This is a genomic window from Leptotrichia sp. oral taxon 215 str. W9775, assembly GCF_000469505.1.
Taxonomy (GTDB): domain Bacteria; phylum Fusobacteriota; class Fusobacteriia; order Fusobacteriales; family Leptotrichiaceae; genus Leptotrichia_A.
On the sequence record NZ_KI272833.1, the window covers coordinates 1 to 20,589 of the forward strand.

Annotated in this window: 18 protein-coding genes; all 18 read right to left on the reverse strand. The window is 34.2% G+C overall.

The features are described 5' to 3' along the window. Positions 1 to 81: 81 nt before the first annotated feature. The 18 genes from HMPREF1984_RS02705 to HMPREF1984_RS02790 all read right to left on the reverse strand — a co-directional run bounded on the left by HMPREF1984_RS02705 (position 82) and on the right by HMPREF1984_RS02790 (position 20,441). Positions 82 to 525 carry a hypothetical protein gene (locus tag HMPREF1984_RS02705; protein WP_232219673.1) on the reverse strand — a complete coding sequence of 148 codons (444 nt, stop codon included), beginning with the start codon at positions 523 to 525 and terminating at the stop codon, positions 82 to 84. A gap of 298 nt (positions 526 to 823) precedes the next feature. Next, the gene (ffh, locus tag HMPREF1984_RS02710) at positions 824 to 2,170 is read right to left on the reverse strand and encodes a signal recognition particle protein (protein WP_021766354.1); all 1,347 of its coding nucleotides are present in this window, start codon (positions 2,168 to 2,170) and stop codon (positions 824 to 826) included. Next, the gene (gene ylxM, locus HMPREF1984_RS02715) at positions 2,170 to 2,499 is read right to left on the reverse strand and encodes a YlxM family DNA-binding protein (RefSeq protein ID WP_021766355.1); all 330 of its coding nucleotides are present in this window, start codon (positions 2,497 to 2,499) and stop codon (positions 2,170 to 2,172) included. Before ylxM ends, ffh begins: the two co-directional genes overlap by 1 nt. Positions 2,500 to 2,542: 43 nt before the next feature. Next, the gene (gene priA / locus HMPREF1984_RS02720; RefSeq protein WP_021766356.1) at positions 2,543 to 4,753 is read right to left on the reverse strand and encodes a primosomal protein N'; all 2,211 of its coding nucleotides are present in this window, start codon (positions 4,751 to 4,753) and stop codon (positions 2,543 to 2,545) included. A 32-nt stretch (positions 4,754 to 4,785) separates the two neighbouring features. After that, a complete protein-coding gene (locus HMPREF1984_RS02725; RefSeq protein ID WP_021766357.1) occupies positions 4,786 to 6,789 on the reverse strand; it encodes a penicillin-binding protein in 2,004 nt (667 codons plus the stop codon). Between the two features lie 12 nt (positions 6,790 to 6,801). Continuing rightward, entirely contained in the window at positions 6,802 to 8,235 is a 1,434-nt protein-coding gene (gene gatB, locus HMPREF1984_RS02730) for an Asp-tRNA(Asn)/Glu-tRNA(Gln) amidotransferase subunit GatB (RefSeq protein ID WP_036099549.1), read from the reverse strand. 66 nt (positions 8,236 to 8,301) lie between these two features. Further along, positions 8,302 to 9,765 carry an Asp-tRNA(Asn)/Glu-tRNA(Gln) amidotransferase subunit GatA gene (gene gatA / locus HMPREF1984_RS02735; protein ID WP_021766359.1) on the reverse strand — a complete coding sequence of 488 codons (1,464 nt, stop codon included), beginning with the start codon at positions 9,763 to 9,765 and terminating at the stop codon, positions 8,302 to 8,304. An 18-nt stretch (positions 9,766 to 9,783) separates the two neighbouring features. Continuing rightward, the gene (locus HMPREF1984_RS02740; RefSeq protein WP_036099552.1) at positions 9,784 to 10,527 is read right to left on the reverse strand and encodes a DUF4253 domain-containing protein; all 744 of its coding nucleotides are present in this window, start codon (positions 10,525 to 10,527) and stop codon (positions 9,784 to 9,786) included. A gap of 23 nt (positions 10,528 to 10,550) precedes the next feature. Continuing rightward, entirely contained in the window at positions 10,551 to 10,850 is a 300-nt protein-coding gene (gatC, locus tag HMPREF1984_RS02745; RefSeq protein WP_021766361.1) for an Asp-tRNA(Asn)/Glu-tRNA(Gln) amidotransferase subunit GatC, read from the reverse strand. 21 nt (positions 10,851 to 10,871) lie between these two features. Continuing rightward, positions 10,872 to 11,519, reverse strand: a complete 648-nt coding sequence (locus tag HMPREF1984_RS02750; protein WP_021766362.1) for an HAD-IB family phosphatase — start codon at positions 11,517 to 11,519, stop codon at positions 10,872 to 10,874. 49 nt (positions 11,520 to 11,568) lie between these two features. Further along, a complete protein-coding gene (locus tag HMPREF1984_RS02755) occupies positions 11,569 to 12,255 on the reverse strand; it encodes a pseudouridine synthase (RefSeq protein ID WP_021766363.1) in 687 nt (228 codons plus the stop codon). Next, complete coding sequence (gene scpB, locus HMPREF1984_RS02760) at positions 12,242 to 12,877, reverse strand: SMC-Scp complex subunit ScpB (RefSeq protein ID WP_021766364.1); 636 nt, start codon at positions 12,875 to 12,877, stop codon at positions 12,242 to 12,244. Before scpB ends, HMPREF1984_RS02755 begins: the two co-directional genes overlap by 14 nt. A gap of 30 nt (positions 12,878 to 12,907) precedes the next feature. Further along, complete coding sequence (locus tag HMPREF1984_RS02765) at positions 12,908 to 13,948, reverse strand: rod shape-determining protein (RefSeq protein ID WP_021766365.1); 1,041 nt, start codon at positions 13,946 to 13,948, stop codon at positions 12,908 to 12,910. Positions 13,949 to 13,984: 36 nt separating this feature from the next. Next, the gene (locus HMPREF1984_RS02770) at positions 13,985 to 16,645 is read right to left on the reverse strand and encodes a DNA translocase FtsK (RefSeq protein WP_021766366.1); all 2,661 of its coding nucleotides are present in this window, start codon (positions 16,643 to 16,645) and stop codon (positions 13,985 to 13,987) included. A gap of 193 nt (positions 16,646 to 16,838) precedes the next feature. Next, on the reverse strand, positions 16,839 to 17,681 hold the full coding sequence (locus HMPREF1984_RS02775; protein ID WP_021766367.1) for an ABC transporter permease: 843 nt from the start codon (positions 17,679 to 17,681) through the stop codon (positions 16,839 to 16,841). Between the two features lie 21 nt (positions 17,682 to 17,702). Continuing rightward, entirely contained in the window at positions 17,703 to 18,461 is a 759-nt protein-coding gene (locus HMPREF1984_RS02780; protein ID WP_232219674.1) for an ABC transporter permease subunit, read from the reverse strand. Between the two features lie 92 nt (positions 18,462 to 18,553). Continuing rightward, positions 18,554 to 19,306, reverse strand: a complete 753-nt coding sequence (gene phnC / locus HMPREF1984_RS02785) for a phosphonate ABC transporter ATP-binding protein (protein WP_021766369.1) — start codon at positions 19,304 to 19,306, stop codon at positions 18,554 to 18,556. Between the two features lie 145 nt (positions 19,307 to 19,451). Beyond that, the gene (locus tag HMPREF1984_RS02790) at positions 19,452 to 20,441 is read right to left on the reverse strand and encodes a phosphate/phosphite/phosphonate ABC transporter substrate-binding protein (RefSeq protein ID WP_036099554.1); all 990 of its coding nucleotides are present in this window, start codon (positions 20,439 to 20,441) and stop codon (positions 19,452 to 19,454) included. Positions 20,442 to 20,589: the final 148 nt, after the last annotated feature.

The window sequence follows — 20,589 nt, forward strand, 5'->3', positions numbered from 1 at the left end:
AACCTTAAAAAGCTTATTCAGCTTAGAATCTCTTGAGGTTATCGAACTTTTTCCACCCCACTCTTAACAAAGAGCCTTTTTTTATTTACATGTATTCACAAAGCCATTTGCTTTTATTATTTTTTGTGCTAGTTCTTCAACTCCTGGTATTTTTTCATTATAAAGAATTCCATAATAAGTATTATTTCCTATTTTTTTTTCATTACAAGTTCTTCCTTCTCCAAATGTTATTGGAATTCCATATCCTGTTCTTAAATCCACTATATTTCCTTGTTTCTGATTTATAGATGTATTTAAAGGTATTATTAGTTTTATTTCTTTAAATGATTCATTCTTATTTAGAGGTCTTTTTAATATATCCTTTACAGCTTCTTTTACTCCATCTTTGTACTTCTCATTTGTTATTGCTCCTGAACCATTTTTTTTACTTCTTTCTGACATTTCAGTTGACTCTTTTATATCATCCACAACCTGATTGAAATAATAGCATGAACTTAACATCAGTAGCATTATTACTATCGTCATTAGTCTTCTCATCATCTTAATCCAACTCCGTTTCTTTATTTTACTCTTTATTTTATTTTAATTATACCTTGTTTTAATAATATATGCCATTTGTTTTTCCTTTGGCAAAAATCATATATCATAAAAAAGGTTATCTTATGGGATAAAAAAAGCCGACAACCTTAAAAAGCTTATTCAACTTAGAATCTCTTAAGGTTATCGAACTTTTTACACCCCACTCTTAACAAAGAGTCTATATTCTAAAAAACAGGGAGAACCTAACATATGCTTTTATTCTTCCCTGTTATATCAATAAATATTATTTCTTACGTTTTCCCTTTCCTCTCATCATTCCTCCACCAAGTCCAGGAATTGCTCCACTGTTGAACATTTTCATCATCTGTTTCATCTGTTCAAACTGTTTGATAAGTTTATTTACGTCCGTTACCTGAACTCCGCTTCCTTTAGCTATTCTTGCCTTACGGCTTCCACTTTTCAGAAGTTTCGGATCCCTTCTTTCCTGTACTGTCATCGAAAAGATTATCGCTTCCACTCTTTTCATTTCCTTTTCTGCCATTGCCATATCTATTGCACTTGTATCCACTCCGGGTATCATTTTCATAATTCCTGCAATGGAGCCCATTTTTCTTATCATTTTAAACTGTTTCAGAAAATCTTCAAAATCAAACTGATTTTTTCTGAATTTTTCTTCCATTTTCTTGGCTTCTTTTTCATCAATTGCTTCCTGAGCCTTTTCAACAAGTGAAACAACATCTCCCATTCCAAGTATTCTCGATGCAAGCCTGTCAGGATGGAAAGGTGCTATATCATCCAGTTTTTCCCCTTCACTGATAAACTTTATAGGCTTTCCTGCCACTTCCTTTACTGAAAGGGCGGCTCCTCCACGTGTATCTCCGTCCAGCTTTGTCAGAACTACTCCTGTGATGTCAAGCTGCTCATTGAAGGTCTTAGCCACATTTACTGCATCCTGTCCTGTCATTCCGTCTACTACAAGCAGTATTTCATGTGGTTTAAAATTATCTTTTATTCCCTGCAGTTCACCCATAAGCTGTTCATCTATGTGCAGACGTCCTGCAGTATCTATTATTACATATGTTGCATGTATTTTCCCTGCTTCTTCCAGCCCTTTTCTGCATATTTCATTTACATCTGTACTTTCATCAATTGTAAATGATGCAACCTTTACCTGCTCTGCCAATACTTTCAGCTGTTTCTTCGCTGCAGGTCTGTATACATCAGCTCCAATAAGTAGTGGAGTTTCACCTTTTGAACGGAGATGCTTAGCCAGTTTTCCAGCAAAAGTAGTCTTTCCTGCCCCCTGTAATCCTGAAAGCATTATAATAGTAGGGTTTTTAGGAGATTTTGCTATCTGTACATTTGTTCCACCAAGAACTTCCACAAGCTCATCATGCACTATTTTTACAAACTGCTGAGTAGGATTTACTCCTGATATTACTTCTTCCCCTAAAGCCTTTTCCCTTATTTTTGAAACAAAATTTTTCGCTACACCATAGTTTACATCCGCTTCAAGAAGTGCAAGCCTTACTTCCCTCAAGGCATCCTTCATATTTGCTTCCGTTAACTTTCCCTGTCCGCTTACCTTTTTAAATATATCTTTAAACCTGTCACCTAAATTATTAAACATTAAAACACCTCATTATAATCAAAATCTTCTATTATTTTTTCTAAATTTTCCTTTGTAAAATTCTCCTTCAAATTTTCAAGTTTTTTCTTTAATTCCTTTTCCTTTTCAAATATTTTAAGCTTCCGCTCATATTCATCAAGCTGTCTGAATCCTCTTTTTATATTGTCAAATACTGCCTGTCTGGTAATTCCATACTCTTCCGAAATCTCGCTCAGAGACCTGTCCTCTTCGAGATAAAGTTCAAGATACTGTTTCTGCTTTTTGGAAAATAGTTCCCCATAATACAGAAAAAGTGTCGAATATCGTAAAAAATCATCTAATTTATCCATAATCTTTATTATATAGTTATTTCTGCATATTGTCAATTTTATCCTACAACATGGAAACAGGATCTACATCTACGCTTATTCTTATCTTTTTTTCCTTGTATTCATTCATTGCTTTTCTTATTACATTTTTTACCTTTGTAATATTCTCCCTGTTAAATTTTATAAATATCTGGTATCTGTATCTTCCGTTTATTTTATAAATCGGAGCCTTAAATGGCTCTGACACAAATTCATTTCCACCGGGATTTGTTCCAATGTTCAGGCCTGCCATAAGAATATTGTAGAATTTTTTTGCCTTTTTTTCCAGTTCTTCCTCTTCTTCTGAAGACACAACTATAATTATGAGTCTTCCGAAAGGCGGATAATTCAATATTTTCCTTAACTCCATTTCCTTCCTGTAATATCCTTCATAATTTCCCGTAACTGTATTCTGTATGACTTCATTTTCCTCATTAAATGTCTGGATTATCACTTTTCCATCCTTACTGCCACGTCCTGCCCTTCCTGATGACTGGGTCAGCAGCTGGAAAGTCTTTTCTCCTGCCCGGAAATCCGGAAAATTAAGTATTATATCAGAATTGATAATCCCCACAAGCGTAACATCAGGAAAATGAAATCCCTTCGCAATAATCTGTGTTCCAAGCATTATATCATATTTGTGATTTTTAAAGTCATTGTATATATCTTCATAATCCTTTTTTGTCTTCACTGTTTCAGAGTCCACCCTTACAGTCCTGCTTTCAGGAAAATATGACTTAATTTCTTCCTCTATCTTTTCTGTTCCTGTCCCAATCTGCATGACTTTTTCACTGCCACACGCATCGCACTTCCCATTAAAATACTTTTCATAGCCACAGTAGTTACATTTCAGCTTATTTTCGTATTTATAATAGCTTAAAGATATGCTACAGTTAGGACATACAGGAATATGCCCGCAGTCCTTGCACTTCAGAAGATTTGCAAATGCCTTCCTGTTTAAGATAAGTATTACCTGTTCTTTTCTTCCCAGTGCCCCTGACATTTCCTTCAGCAGTTCCTCTGAGAAATTTTCAGGTGTATTGTTTAAATCAACTATTTCATACGTAGGCATTTTTGCATTGTTAAACCTTTCCTTCAGTTCCACAAGCTCAATGTCATTTTTCTCAGCCTGATAATATGATTCAAAAGAAGGTGTCGCCGACCCAAAAATCACCTTTACATCTCCTTCAATCAAGGCCCTTTTTATTGCCACATTTTTTGTATGATATCTAGGATTGTTATCCTGTTTATATGTATTTTCATGTTCTTCATCTATTATTATATATTTCAGGTTCTGCACAGGAGCAAATATCGCCGATCTGGCTCCAATAACTATCTTTTTCTCCCCCGTCCTTATGTAAGTCCATTCCTTTCTCTTTTCTGCATCAGTCAGCTTGCTGTGAAGTATAGCCACAGAATCTGAAAACTGCTTTTCCAGCCTTTCTGTCATTTGGGTTGTAAGAGAAATTTCAGGTACCAGGAACAGGCTTCCGTAACCATTTTTTATTGCTTCTTTTATAAGATTTATATATATTTCAGTTTTACCTGATCCTGTAACCCCTTTTAACAGGTAAAACTTCTTTCCACCATTTTTTATCGTGTCTGCAACCTTCTGCTGCTCTTCATTCAGAACAACATCATCATCGGCTATTTTACCTTCAATTTTTCCGCCTGACATTTTTTTACTGTTTACTATCAGCTTTTTTTCAATTTTAATTGCTTCTTCCTTCAGAGCCCTTTTTATTATGTCAGGTGAAAAATTTTTATCAAGTGTTGCTGTTGTGACTTCCTTTTTTTTCTGCATATAGCTGTTGAATTTTTCTATTTCACTCAATTTTTCATTACTTTTTTCAAAAAGATACATATTTTCTGTTTCTGATTCTTTATCTTCCAGATTTTTTACATATATTGCCTTTTTGGAATAATTCAGCTTTAAAGTACCAGGATACACTGTTCTTATGACATTGTAATAATCACTTATATAGTAGTCCTTTATCCACTTTATCAGCTTCATTATATTTTCCGGAATAGATAAAATAGGGGCTCTATCTATGATGAACTTTATTTTTGAAACATCTATCGATATATCTTCCTCTTTTGTTTCAGAAATAATCAGTCCTGTCTTATTTCTATTTACAAAGTTTACAATACACCATTCTCCGGGCTCATATTTCTCCGTTGATTTGTAGGTATATATATTTACATTATTTTCGACATATATTTCATAATAATACATAGTTACCCCTATTTTTTATGTTATTTTACTGCTTAATTCAATATTATCCTTACTTCTGAATTTTTATCCAGTTTTGTTCCTGGAGATGGATACTGTTCTACAACACTTCCATTTCCTGTTATCTTATATTTTGGAAATTTAATCTGAGGATATATTGAAATTATTTCCCTTAAGCTTAATCCTGTCAAGTCAGGCATTTTATTGTTATTAAACTCATTCAGCAATTTTTTCAGATCCTTCATCGGTTTCTGTTCAACTGCTTTTTCCTTTCTACTTTCTTCAATATTACCTTCCGGACTTATTCCCATGTATTTTATCAGTTTTTCCAAAACATTTCTTACAGACGGCAATGCCACCTCTCCTCCATAATGCTTTCCACCTGTTCTAGGTTCATTTATGGAAATCAGGACAATATATTTTGGATTATCCACAGGAAAAAATGCAATAAATGAACTGAAGAATTTTCTTCCTTCATACCCCTTTACGCCCGGTTTTTGGGCAGTTCCTGTTTTTCCACCAATTCTGTACCCCTTAATCTGTGCTCCTTTTCCTGTTCCCTTTGTAACAACTGCTTCCATATATTTTCTGACACGTCGTGAAGTATCTTCTTCAAATATTTTTTTTACTACAACCGGACTATTCTGTTTAACGATATTTCCCCTGTCATCTTCCAGCCTGTCAACAAGATAAGGTTTCATAAGCTTTCCATTATTTACTACTGCATTAATTGACGTTATCATCTGTATCTGTGTCATGGCAATTCCCTGACCAAAAGAAACATTCGATTTTCTTACAGGAGTCAAGTCCTTCACCGACAGCAGTTTTGGTGACATCTCAGCAAACGTATCTATTCCCGTCTTTCTCCCTGTTCCTACTTTGTCCAGATAATTCTGAAAGGTTTTTGTGTCAATCCTTGAACCTATTACAACCATTCCTACATTTGATGACGCTGCCATTAATCCTTCTATTGTGTATGTTCCTTTTTTTGAAGGATCATGCTCACCTATTAGTCTATCCTGTACTTTTATATGCCCCCCTGAATATATTGTAGAATTAGGAGTTATTACTCCTGTGTCTAATCCCATTGCAACTGTTATAGGCTTAAAAATCGATCCAGGTTCAAACATATCTGTTATTGGTCTATTTTTTACCTCAGCATTATTGCTTGCCTTCGGATAGGAAGACATTGCAAGTATTCTTCCTGTCTCTACTTCCATAATTATTCCCATTGCAGACACCGGGCTATACGTCTGAAAAGCTTTTTTCAGTTCTGCATCCATTATATCCTGCAGTATGCTGTCTATTGTTAATATTATGTTGTTTCCATTCTGAACTGAAACACTTTTTTTATTTTTTATTGCGTCCACTGTTAAGAAGTTTCCGGGATTTCTCATCCCTTCCACTACCCCGTCAGTTCCTGTAAGTTCTTCATCATAAAATTTTTCAATACCGTAAGCTCCCTTACCTTCACTGTCCAGAAAGCCTATCATTTCCTGAAAAATTTCATTTTTTATGTAATTTCTGCTGAATGATGGCTCAAAAAATACTCCTGAACTGAGGTATTTAGCGGCATCCAGCTCATCTTCTATAGCTTTTCTTTCATTGTATCCAAGTTTGTAATCTACTTTTAAATATTTTATTTTTGGATTTTTTTTCTTTAAAAGAATATCCCTTTTTACCTTATCTGTATCAAGGTCAGGAAGATTCTTCTTAAAAAGATCCATCAGCTTGTCAATATTTTCATCTTTAACTAAAGTCGGATCTAAAGCTATGGAATAGTCTTCTCCATCAAAAGCTAAAATTTCTCCGTCATTTGAAATAATTCTTCCTCTTTTTGCCAGCACCTTATACTTGCTCTTATATTGTTTTTCTCCATCTTTTTTATATTCTTCACCTTTTACAACCTGAAGAAAGAATAACCTTAAGAAAATACCAAAAAACGCAAGCACCACTCCTGCTGATATTATTGCCATACGTAGTTTAAAAGCACTTATTCTTACTTTTTTTCCTTTTTTTATCCCAGATTTCTTTTCCATATTTCTCCTAAACTAATCCAGTTTTTTCAAAATCAATTCATTTATCATTTGAGGGTTGGCTTTCCCTTTGGAAAGTCTCATAGCCTGTCCCACTAAATATTTAAGGGCATTACTTTTACCCGCCTTATAATCTTCCACAGACTGCTGATTTTCTTCCAGCACCTGCTCAACTATTTTCTCAATTTCACTGTTGTCAGTTATCTGAATCAATCCCTTTTCTTTTACTATAATTTCAGGATCCTTGTCTTCTGATAACAGCAGTTCAAAAACTTCCTTTGCTATTTTTGAGCTTATTACATTTGTTTTTATCAGGGTTATAAGCTTTGCAATATTTCCTGAAGAAACTGAAAATTTCTCAATTCCAATATTTTTTTCCTTCAGCACCCTTAAAACTTCTGTCAGCATCCAGTTTGCAGACAGTTTAGGTTCTCCTGATTCCTTTACCATTGTTTCATAGTATTCGGCAAGTTCAGGTTCCCCTGCAAGAGTTGCCGCCTCTTTTTCATTCAGTTTATATTCCCCTACAAATCTTTTTGCTTTTTCATCTGCAAATTCAGGCATTTCTTTTTTTACTTTTTCAAGCCTTTCATCAGATATGATGACTTTTGGCAGGTCAGGTTCAGGAAAGTATCTGTAATCCATTGCTTCCTCTTTACTTCTCATAGGTCTTGTAACACCCTGTTCTTCATCCCATAACCTTGTTTCCTGTATAACTCTTCCACCATTTTCAATAACTTCAATCTGTCTGCTTGTTTCATATTCTATTGCCCTTACAACAGCCTTGAAGGAGTTCAGGTTCTTAGTTTCAGTTCTTGTTCCTAAAACTGTGTCCCCTTTCTTTCTTACTGATACATTGGCATCACATCTAAGTGATCCAAGTTCCATGCTCACATCACTTACTTTTGTATATTTCAGCCTGTCCTTCAATGTATTCAGATAAGCATACGCTTCCTCGGCATTCTTTATTTCAGGCTTTGAAATTATCTCAATCAGAGGTACTGAAGCCCTGTTATAGTTTAAAAGACTTTCTGACGTTGTATGTATACTTTTTGCTGTATCTTCTTCAATCTGAATTCTTTCTATCCCCACTTCAGATTCCTTTCCACTGTTTGTCACAATATGCAGTTTCCCATTTTCAGCATATGGCTTAAAATACTGTGTTATCTGATAGTTTTTTGGTGAATCAGGATAGAAGTAGTTTTTTCTGTCAAACTGACTTTCCCCATTGATTTCACAATCCAGCGCAAGTGCAGCCTTTATGGCATAATTAAGCACTTCTTCATTCAGCTTCGGCAATGCTCCAGGCTGTCCTGTACAAATGGGACACGTGGAAACATTTGGAGCTTCATTATCATAATCGGCATTACATGAACACCATACTTTTGTTTTTGTTTTTAACTGGCAATGCACTTCCAGTCCAATGACTGTTTCATATTCCATGCTCATTTTCTGTTTTTCCTTTCGTTAATTCATTATTTTTTAGATATAATTTATTATATCCTTCTCAGAATATTACAGTTCCGGATATTCTATCTTCCCTCTTGCTTCCTCAAATTTATGGGAAACATTGAACAGTAAATCTTCCCTGAAATAATTTCCAATCAGCTGTATTCCTACAGGAAGGCCATTTACAAATCCTGCAGGAACTGAAATTGCAGGAACTCCTGCCATATTTATTGAAACAGTGTAAATATCTGCAAGATACATCTGCACAGGATCTGTATTCTTTTCACCTTTTTTAAAGGCTGTTGTAGGAGAAACAGGAGTCAATATAATGTCAACTTCATTTAATGCCTTTTCAAAGTCCTCTTTTATAAGTCTTCTCACCTGTGAAGCTTTTTTATAGTATGCATCATAGAATCCTGAACTTAATACATAGTTTCCTATCATTATTCTTCTCTTTACTTCAGGCCCGAATCCTTCACTTCTTGATTTTACATACATTTTTTCTATATTTTCATCACTTTTTCTTACACCGTATCTTACACCGTCATATCTGGAAAGATTTGATGCCGCTTCTGCTGATGAAATTATATAATAAGTTGATATTGCATATTTTGTATAAGGCAATGACACTTCCTTTACTTCAGCTCCAAGTTCCTTCAGCTGTGCCACAGCTTTATCCACAACTTCTTTTATGTCCTTATCTAGATCTTCTGTAAAGTATTCTTTAGGAAGTCCTATTTTTAAGCCTTTCAAATCATTATTCAGGCTTTTCAGATAGTCAGGCACTTCAACTTCTGCTGTTGTCGGATCTTTTTCATCATGCCCCGATATTATCTGCATAATTCTAGCCAAGTCTTCAGTTGATTTTGCCAATGCACCTATCTGGTCAAGGGAAGAACCGAATGCCATAAGACCATATCTTGATACCCTTCCGTATGTCGGTTTTATTCCTACTGTCCCTGTAAGGCTCGCAGGCTGTCTTATACTTCCTCCTGTGTCAGTTCCCAATGCTATCGGAACCATCTGTGCAGCTACTGCCGCAGCCGATCCTCCGCTGCTTCCTCCCGGCACTCTATCCAATGCCCATGGATTGGAAGCAGGCTTTATTGATGAATTTTCATTTGATGACCCCATTGCAAATTCATCCATGTTCGCTTTTCCTATTATAGGAACTCCTGCCTTCTTAAGTTTTTCCACTACTGTCGCATCGTATACCCCTTCATAATTTTTCAGAATCTGTGATGAAGCAGTAGTTAAATCACCTTTTGAAAGAATGTTATCCTTCAGTGCCACAGGAACTCCAAATAACAGTGTATTGTCATATTCTTTTCTATTATTTTCATTATTGTCATTATCGTATTTTTTAGCACTTTCCAGTGACTTTTCATTTAAAACACTTGAAAATGCCCCTACTTTATCTTCCAGCGAATCAATTCTCTGTAAAAATTCCTTCGTTACTTCTTCAGATGTAACTTCTTTATTTTTTATCATTTCAGCTATTTCACTGGCTGTTTTTCTGTATAAACTCATTTTTCCACCTTTCTTTTCCTAATCCCACCAAAAATACCAATTTCTTGATTTATACAATCCCTTTGAAAGTTCTTCCAGTTCATCATAAATTTGGAAAACTAAATCCTCACTGACTAAAAACTGCTCTACTGCCAATTTTTCTGCTTCTTCCTGTGTTTCAGGAAATTTTTCCAAATAAAATTCTATTTCAGAGTCAGTTATTGCGGCAATTCTTGCATCATATTTTTCATACCAATATTTACTGATAGCTATAATTTCTTCAGGCAAAGGACATTCGTTAAATCCACCGAATAAAAACCATCCTGGAATTTCATAAGCTTTATCTGCCGGAATCTTAAATAGTCCTACATTTTCCCTTACTTTTCCAGTTTCTCCATCAAATATTGAGTTTAAATAGAAAGTCTCATCTTCATTGAAATTTTTAAAATAATCTAGGTAGTCACTGTCATCAGAAAATTCATATTCCTCATTCAGGTACTCATTTTCTACATATTCCTGTTTTCTTTCTTTAAACCACTGATTACAATCTATTTTTTTATAATTTTCTAAAATTTCATCCCTTGCTCTTTCATATTCTTCAAAATCTGGAAACTCTTCATTGAAATAATCTTTTACTTCAACAAACACAGGAATAAACCCTTGTTTTTTCCCTTCTTCCAACAACTCAAAGTATCTTTCTGCAACTTCTGTTATTTCGCTGTCTTCACTAATTTTTTCATAGTCACATTTTATTTTTTCTGCAAGTAAGTCTATATTTTCCAATATTTTCCTCTCCTTCAAAGAAACTAATTATCGGCATTTTCTCCAACAACTTTTGGTACAATTATAAATTCATCATCACTATTTGGTGCATTTTTTAGGATATCCTTTTTAATTCCGCTATCCTTGACAACATCTTTTCTCAACACATCTTTTAAATCCAGCACGTTAAACAACGGTTCAACCTCGCTCGTATCAACGCTGTTCAATTCTTCCATGTGATCAAAAATTTTATTCAGATCTGTTCTAAATTTTTCAATCTCATTTTCTGAAAATTCCAGCTTTGACAATTTTGCTATTTTTAAAACATCTTCTTTGCTTAGCATTTTTTCTCCTTCTTCATCAATTTATTTCTGATTTTCTCTCCACTCCAATATCTCATTAAAGTTATCAAACTCAAGAAAATCAATATTTTCTTCCAAACAGAACTTAACAGCTCTTGTTCCCTTTCTTACAAAAACAAAATCAGCTGTTTCCATTGCCCTGTAATCAGACGGGCCGTCTCCTACAAAAATTACTTTATATCCCTTTTTCCGGTAGCTTTCCACAGCTTTCTTCTTATCCACTCCATAATACATTTCCTTATCCAGAAATGGATTTGTAATCTTTATTTTATTTCCTTCAAAACTGATGTCATTAGAAATAATGTCATCATCTGTCAAATTTATATTATACTTCAAAAGCGAGCCTTGTATATTAAGCCTCGTTCCTGCACTCACTATTTTAAATTCCGTACCACTTTCGACAAAATCCTTAAAACTTTCATCAATAGTAACATTCTTATCAAGAGTTGCTATATATTCTTCCCTAGTTATATTTAATGACTCAAGTCCAAATATGACAAACTCCCTCATGGTTATATCACCATTTTTGTACTTTTCCCTTATAATTTTTTTATACTCGGGATTATGAGTTTCAAGCAATGTATCTGTTGAATCTTTTCTACTTATGGTTACATCGAAATCTATTAAAAATATACTTTTATTTTCTGTCATTCATTTTCTCCAAAATCTATTTCTGACATTCCTGTCAGATTTAAAGTTCCTAAAGATTCTTTAAATACTTAATTTCATCTTCTGTCAGAGGTCTGTAATGCCCAACTTCCAAACTTCCAAGAGTAAGTTCCCCTACTTTTACTCTCTTCAGGGATTTAATTTCATATCCCAATGTTTCCAGCATTTTTCTTATCTGTCTGTTTCTTCCTTCAAAAATTGCTATTCTTATTTCTCTTTTGCTGACTATTTTCACCTTTGCAGGTGCTGTTCTTCTTCCGTCTATTACAACTCCATGCTTCAACGCTTCCAGATGGTCATCTGTAATGTCCTTATCCAGTTTTGCAATATAGCTCTTATAAAGTTTTTTACTCGGATGCATCACATGATTGTAAATATCTCCGTCATTACTTATTATTATAAGCCCTTCTGTCATATAATCAAGCCTTCCGTACGTATACAGACGCTTTTTAGACTTTATGTAGTCTATTGCAAGTTTTCTCCCGAACTTATCCTCGCTTGAACAGATTACCCTCTTAGGCTTATTTAACATGTAATATTCATAATTTGTATTGATTTTTACCTTTTCCCCGTCAACCCTTACAACATCTCCGGAAGAAACTTCCATTCCTATTACTGCTTCCTGTTTATTTACAGTAACTCTTCCTTCCTTAATCATTTCATCAGCTTTTCTTCTCGAACATACTCCGGCGTCAGCTATAAATTTATTCAATCTCATTTTCTACCTCTATATTTTCTTTTTTATCTGTTTTTTCCTTAATTTCTTCTATTATACCCGGCTTTTCAGAATCCTTCCCTTCATTTTCCTTATAAAGCAGTTCTATTTTTTCATACTGGCTATATCCTGGAAGTTCTGATTTTTCACTAATATTCAGATAACTGTAAAAATCTTCTGTAACTTCATAAAGATTAGGAGTTCCTATCGCCTTCTTTTTTCCTGAGATGTAAATAAGATTTTTTTCCAGTAAATTTGCCATTGTTTTTTCTACACTGACACCTTTTATCTGTTCAATTTCCCCTTTAGTAACAGGCCCTTTATAAGCAATGATTGCCAAGGTTTCCATTGTAGGTTTTGTCAATTTCTTTATTTTAAGTTCGGGATTAAAAAATTTTTTTACATCTTCACCATATAAAGGATTGGAAACAAGAAACACTGCCCCATTTTCAATCCTTATATTTATACCGCTTTCTTTTCTTTTCTCTTTGAGCATTGACAATATTTCCTGCGTTTCATCCAATGATAAACCGTAAAATTTTGCCAGTTCCTCCACTGTTAATGGATCTTTAGAAAGAAATATAAGCGTTTCCATTTTATTTTCAATATTCTCTATTTTTCCCATAATATTTCCCTATTATTTCAAATATATAAATTAATATTCCATAGTAGGTGAAATTATTATATTTTTATATCTGTCAAAGTCATCCAGCACTACTGCTATTCCATTTACAACTGAGTGGATAGCATCGTCGCTTACAGTTACTTTCAGTTTTAATTCTTTTTCAATTTTTTCCTTTAATATTCTTATTCCTGCTCCTCCACCTGACAGATAAATACCAGTTTCATATATATCTGCAGCCACTTCAGGTTCTATTTCTTCCATTGTCAGTTTAATTTCATCTATTATAAGGTCAATATTCTTATCAATAGCTGAATCTATTTCCTGAGCTACTATTTTGATGCTCTTAGGAAGTCCTATTCCTAGTTCCCTACCTCTTATTTCAAATGTCGCATTTTTATCAGGCATGCTGATTGTATTTACTTTCAGATCTTCAGCAGTTTTTTCTCCGATTAGAAGATTATGTTTTTCCTTCACATATTCCATTATATCCTCATTCAGGTGATCTCCGGCAATTTTAACTGATTTTGATACAGCCGCCCCTCCTGATACGATAAATGCTATTTCAGTAGTTCCTCCTCCTATATCAACAATTAAATGTCCTTTAGGCTGGAATAAATCTATTCCTGCTCCGATTGCAGCTGCAACAGGTTCTTCCATAAGATATACTTCTTTCGCCCCTGCATCTTTTACAACTTCCACCACTGCTCTTCTTTCAACTTGAGTTACGCCACTTGGTACACATATTATAACTCTTGCGCTTTGAACTTTATCTTTTCTTATTCTTTTTAAAAATTCTGTCAACATTTTTTCAGTAATTTCATAATCTGAAATAACTCCATTTTTAAGAGGTCTTACTATTTCAGTGTGTTTTGCTGTTCTTCCGATTATTTCCTTAGCTTTTTCTCCGATATATTCCACTTCTTCTGTTTTTATGTTTAACGCAACATAAGTAGGCTCATCAATCTGTATTCCTTCACCTTTTACATAAACTACTGTATTTGCCGTTCCCAGGTCAATTGCCACGTCCTTTGTCGGTTTTGTACTAATTTTGAACACATCAAAAAATTTCATATAAATATCTCCTTCATTTTTATTTCTTTTTTTATTCTATTTTTTTATTTCATTTTCTAAATCATCATCAATCAGTATCTGATTATCATAACTTATAATTCCTTTTTCCTTTAACTGGTCATAGATTCTTGATGCCCTGTTAAATCCTATTCTCAATTCACGCTGCAGCAGGGATATGGAAACTTTTTTCTCCTGTTTTATTATCTCTATCGCATTTTCAAAGTAAGGATCCACATTAACATCATTTTCCTGTGTTTCCACAAGAATTTCATCCCTATATTTTACCTTTCTGCTTGATTTCAGCATAGAAGTAAGGTTTGTAACTTCTTCATCTGAAATGAATGCTCCCTGTATTCTTTCAAGTTTTGAAGAACCATTTTCAAGCAGAAGCATATCTCCCTGACCTAGCAGTTTTTCCGCTCCTGCAGAATCCAGTATAGTTCTTGAATCTATCTGGGATCTCAGTGCAAATGAAATTCTGCTTGGAAGATTTGCCTTTATCATACCTGTTATAACATCTGTTGACGGACGCTGAGTAGCCACCACAAGGTGAATTCCCACCGCTCTCGCCTTCTGGGCAATTCTCGCAATGGATTCCTCCACACTTCCTGAAGCAACCATCATAAGGTCTGCCAGCTCATCTATTATTATAACAATATAAGGCATTTTTTCAACATACTTCAAGGAATTGTAGCTCTTAATGTTTCTAACTCCATTTTCCATAAGCTGTTTGTATCTGTTTTCCATTTCATTTACTGCCCATTTCAAAGCTATTGCAGCTTGCTGAGGGTCGATTATGACAGGAACAAGCAGGTGAGGTATGTCATTGTAAGGCATAAGTTCCACCATCTTCGGATCCACCATAATAAACTTTACTTCTTTTTCGGATTTCTTTGATATCAGTGTTGCTATCAGAGTATTTACTGCCACTGATTTACCTGAACCGGTCTGCCCGGCTATAAGCAGATGCGGCATTTTAGTAATATCTATTATTTTGTCTCTTCCGACAATGTCCTTACCTAAAATTACGTTCAGTTCTCCCTTTTCCAGTTCCTTATTCTGTATTATATTGGAGAAATGTACAGGTTCCTTTATTTTATTAGGAGTTTCTATACCAATTGTATTTTTCCCCGGAATAGGCGCTTCTATTCTTATGCTTTCAGCCGCAAGATTCATTGCAATGTCATCTGAAAGGGAAGTAACTTTACTAACCTTCACTCCGGCAGGAATTGTAATCTCATATCTTGTAATTGTCGGTCCGTATTCATAATTTACAACCTTTGCATCTATTCCAAACTGTTTAAGTACATTTTCCAGATGATTGACATTGTCAATAATACTTTTTTCAATTTCAAATTTCTTTTCCATATCCATAGGCTTAATCTTAAATATTTCTTCTATGGATTTTTTTAGTAGCTCATTATACCCTTTATCTGTATTAAGTCTTGCCGCTTCAGCCTTTTTAAGATTTTCTTCCAGTTCCTTCTGTCTTTTTATGGCCTCCACATCTTCAAATGCTTCTATTTTAGGAATAACCATTTCTTCATGATGATTTTCCACTTTCTTATTTTCTTTTTTAACTGTTTTATCTCCTGCAGATTTTATTTCTTCTGATACTGCTGTTTTTACTTCCTTCTGAAGTTCCTTTTCAGCAGAAGGTTTTACATTAACCTGACTGTTTTGAAGAGTTTCTTTATTTTCAGGAATTTTTACTTCCGGAGTATTATTTTCCTGAGAAACTTTTGTATTTTCAGCTACAGTTTTTTGCAGTTCAGGTTTTTCAGCAGTTTTTACCTGTTGTTCTTCCTGTTTCTTTACTTCTGTCTTTTTCTCTTCAACTTTGGAATTTTCAGGTTTTCTTTCAGATTTCACTGCCACTTTTTCCTTTTCAGCAGCAACTTTATCATTTTCCATTTTTTTAGAAAATTCTGTCCATTCCTTTTCTTTCTTAGCCAGTTCCTCATCTGAATAAACTTCCGTTTTATCTAAAAAGCTGTCCTTCGGCTTTTTAGCCAGCTCAAAGCTCAATTTCTGATTTCTTGACTCTATTATACGTTTTTTCATTTCTTCTTTCTGATATTTCTTATAATCAGTACGTTTAAGTTTCTCAGACATTTTCTTAGCCTTGAGAAGCGTCGCCTTTTCCTTGTATTCATCACTTCTGTAATATTGTCTTACTCCCTTTATCCATTCATAAATATATTCCAGTGGAGTAGACAGCAGATATACAATACTCAGCCCTACAACTGCCCAAAGGAAAATTCCCATTACAGTTGTTGCTATTATTTTATATAAAGGCATTGCCACCAAACTTCCTACAATTCCTCCACTTTCTCTTCCAAATCCCAGCTCCAGAATTATTCTTCCGGCATCTGTAAATGAATCAGGTAAAGGTGTCACAATGTCTTCCCTTATAAACAGTAATGAAATTGCCAGAAGGCAGATTGCTCCTGTCAGTTCTTTTTTTCTGCTTATTTTTACTTCTTTTTTTATAAGATAAGCAAGTCCTGCCACAAATACCAGTCCAATTATAATCCACCCCATTTTACCCGCGATTAAAGTAAAAAAATTCAAAAATAAAAACAGAAAATTCCCTTCAGAATTATTAGAGGTTTCTATCCCTCTTCTATTGACCAGAAGATACGTAAGGAACATTCCTAAAACAATGAAGGAAATTCCTTTAACTTTTTTATTCATTTCAATTCCTTCCTTTTTTATGACCTATGAATATTTTTTATTAATTTATTATTGTGTAAAACTATATACATTATACATTATTTTTTCTATTTTGTCATTTTTTATTATAATTTTTAACATTTTATTTTTCATTGTATTTTTTAACTTATAGACAACAACATCTAATTTTTCTCACTTGTTTTTATCCATAAATTTATTTTTTGTTAATATATTTCTTTCTAAGCCCATAGGAAACTGCTTCGAGAATTATAGCAGTAAATAAAATCATATAAGCAAAAACTCCCACTTCCCTTAAATCATGATACATTGTTCCTGCCATAAACATTTCATATCCTATCCCTCCGGCTCCTGAAGCCGCTCCAACGACGACTGCATTTGTAAAGTTCATTTCAAAACGTACAAATGTCCATGACAGTATCGATGCCATTGATGAAGGAATTACTGCCTGAAATATAATTTGCCACCATGAAGCCCCACTTGCCTTCAGTGCTTCGATTGTTTCCTTATCAAGTTCCTCAATGCTTTCAGAATATGCCTTTACAAGAAAGGCTACCGTATGAAAGGATATCCCTATAACTGCAGCTTCCACTCCTATATTTGCCACAACTGAAAATACCATAACCCAAAGTATCGTAGGAATTGATCTTATAAAAGATACTGTAACCCTTATTATCCTTGAAGTTCTTCTGCCTGAAAGATTTTCAGCCGCAAAAAATGCCAGAAACAATGCAATAAATCCTCCTATCAGAGTTGACATCATTGCAAGGGACAGGCTGACTCCCAGACTTTGAAATATTTCCGGAAAACTGTATCTGTCTGAAAGTCTTGCTTCTAAAAACATTTCCTGCAAATTTTTAACAAATTCCTGTAAAGCTGTAATTATTTTTATATCCCCTGTATCTATTGTAAACATTGTATACAATCCTGTTAGACAGAAAACTGATAATGTAACTGTCAAATAAGCCCTTGACTTTGTAAACTTTTTTATTATTATTTTTCCATTTCTATTTTTTTCCATGTAGCTTTCTACTGCCATTCCTTCACCTCCCTTTCTATACTAGAGCAGTTCCTTTCTTATTTTATTTGACACAAGCTCTATTATTAGAACTATTAATGCCACAATGAGAATAACAAGGCCTGCCGCATCATACCTGAAACTTCTGTAATACAGATTAAATATAAATCCTATTCCTGTTCCTGTAAGTATTCCTACAAGAGTAGCCTCCCTCACATTATTTTCTGTATAGTACAGAACCCATGAAACAAGCTGTGAAGAAACACTTGGAATTACCCCCTGAAATACAATCTGCCACCATGAAGCGCCTGTAGCCTGTAACGCCTCCACCACATCTCCTGCAACATCGTCAATTGTTTCCATGAAGGATCTTGTCAAATATCCGAATGTTATAAATGTCAGTGACAGCAGCCCTGTAAACTGGCTCTGTTTAAAGGAAAATAACAGTAGCAGCGACCATGCAACAACCGGCATATTTCTAAAAAATGAGGCTATAAGTTTTACAATAAATTCAGCTATTTTACTTACTCCTAATGTTTCTGAACCCATTACTGCCATTATAAGTGCAAATATTGATGAAATCAGGGTTGAAGTCAGTGCCAGCAGAATTGTTTCAATGGCAGGCTTCATAATTTTAGGCAGATACTGTAGTGTTTTCCCGTTAGGAATAAATTTCTGGAACAGCCATAATACCCCTTTTGGAACTGATAAGAAAGCCAGTCCATTTTCAAATCCTGAAATTAGAGATGACACAGTATATAGCACTATAACAGAAAGCAGAAATATTATTTTTGACTGCATTCTCCTCTTAAATATATCTTTATTAGTTAACTTCATTAAATTACCTTTCCAAATCCTATTAATTTATTTTCTGATAATTTTTTCTGACAAACCTAATCCTTTTCTCCCTTATCTGAATAAATTTCCTCCACCTTTTCCTTTGTCAAGTTTTCTACAACATTATCAAACACTTTATGCCCCTCATTTAGTCCGATAATTCTATCAGAATACTTTGTTGCAATGTCAACCTGATGTAAATTTACAATACATGTTATTCCCATTTCATCAGTAATCTTTCTCAGATAGTCCATTACTCTTTCTGAACTTTTTGGATCAAGTGATGCAATTGGCTCATCACATAAAAGAAGTACCGGATTCTGCATTAAAGCCCTTGCAATTCCAACCCTCTGTTTCTGACCACCACTTAGCTCACTGCATCTCTGATACGCATATTTCATCATGTCAACTTTTTCAAGTATACTAAAGGCTTCCTGTTTCTCCTCTTCAGTATACAGTCCCAGAGAGCCTGCCAGAACAGACTTGTACCCCAATCTTCCATGAAGGACATTTTCAATAACTGTCAGCCTTTCAACAAGGTTATAGCTCTGGAATATCATTCCTATCTGTCTTCTAAATTTATTTATTTCCTTTCCTTTAAGTTTCTCTATCTGAACATCATTGAAAAGTATAGTTCCCTCATCTATATCAATCATTCTGTTTATTGTTCTCAGCAAAGTTGATTTTCCTGATCCTGAAGGTCCTATAACTGAAATAAATTCACCCTTTTCAGCTGTCAGCGAAACATCTTTCAGGGCTGTTGTCCCATTTTTATATTTTTTTGTAATGTTATTTACCGATAGCAGCATTTTCAACCCCTTTCTTTTATCCTTATTTATTTTACCAATATTAATTAAAAAGGCTGGATTCCCTCCAGCCTTCCGATTTTATTCCTAGTATTTATTCTATTCTTATAATAGTAGTTTTCATTTTCTATGAATTTTTATATCCAGTTTATTCCTTTGCCTGTTCATACCATTTTGAATTTGTTTCAAGGAATCCTACATTTGGATTTTCCTTCAGGAACAGTCCTCTTATTTTACTTTTCTTATCACTGAAGATTGCAGGATTGTCTGTTGTTTCCTTTGACATAAGGGCTTTCTTAATTTTATCCTGATCTTCCTTGGAAAGCTTTTTCACATTGAATACTATCGGCCCGTTAAATACAGGTATTGATTTTATTACAGTGAAGCTTTTTCCCGCATAATCTCCAAACGGTGCAACTGCCCCCTGTTTTACCTTATAAGTAGCTCCCGCTTTATTTTCCTGTCCTGAAGTCAGTTCATATATTGTAAATGACTTCGGAATGGCAAATGTCGCAATATCAGAATCCTTTTTAAACAGATTTACCTGTGCTCCTGGATGAGATCCTCCAAATATTACTTTTGAGAATACTTTTCCTTCCTGTATTACTTCATCATTATCCTTCAGGTTAAATATCTTTACAATTTCATGTGCCGGTATTTTAAATCCTGATGTTGAACTGTTTGTAACAAATGTTATTGATTTTCCCTGCATCTTTTTAAGGTCATATCCGTCTCCAGACTTATATTGTGGAGCATCTTCCTCCCTCACAGCTATAAAACTGTAATAAAATGCATCATCCAATGTTCCGCTGGCTCCTGAATTTGTCAATACAGCTTCCACATCCTTACTTCTTTCCCTTGCACTTAATAGGGCTTCTGCACCGATATATGCAATCTGAGCCTGTCCTGAAATTATATTTTCCACCGCAATGTTATAGTCTGTCGTTGTTATTATTTCAACCTTTTTTCCAGTTGCCTTTTCTATAACCTTTGCAAATTCTTCCCTTGAATTTTTCAAGGAATCATTTGATTCATTTGGCAGAAATACTATTTTTATTTTATCTTCCTTTTTTCCACAGCTTAGTAACACCAATGAGAGCAATGTAATCAAAACTATTTTTAGAATATTTTTTTTCATTTCCATCTCCTTTATTTTAAATTTCTATTATTTCTTTTTCTTTATTATCGACATATTATATCAATTTTTTTCATTTTTTTCTATACTTTTCATTACTGTTTTTCTCTTATTTTAAATAATTTCAAAATATAGTTTTCACATTAATTTT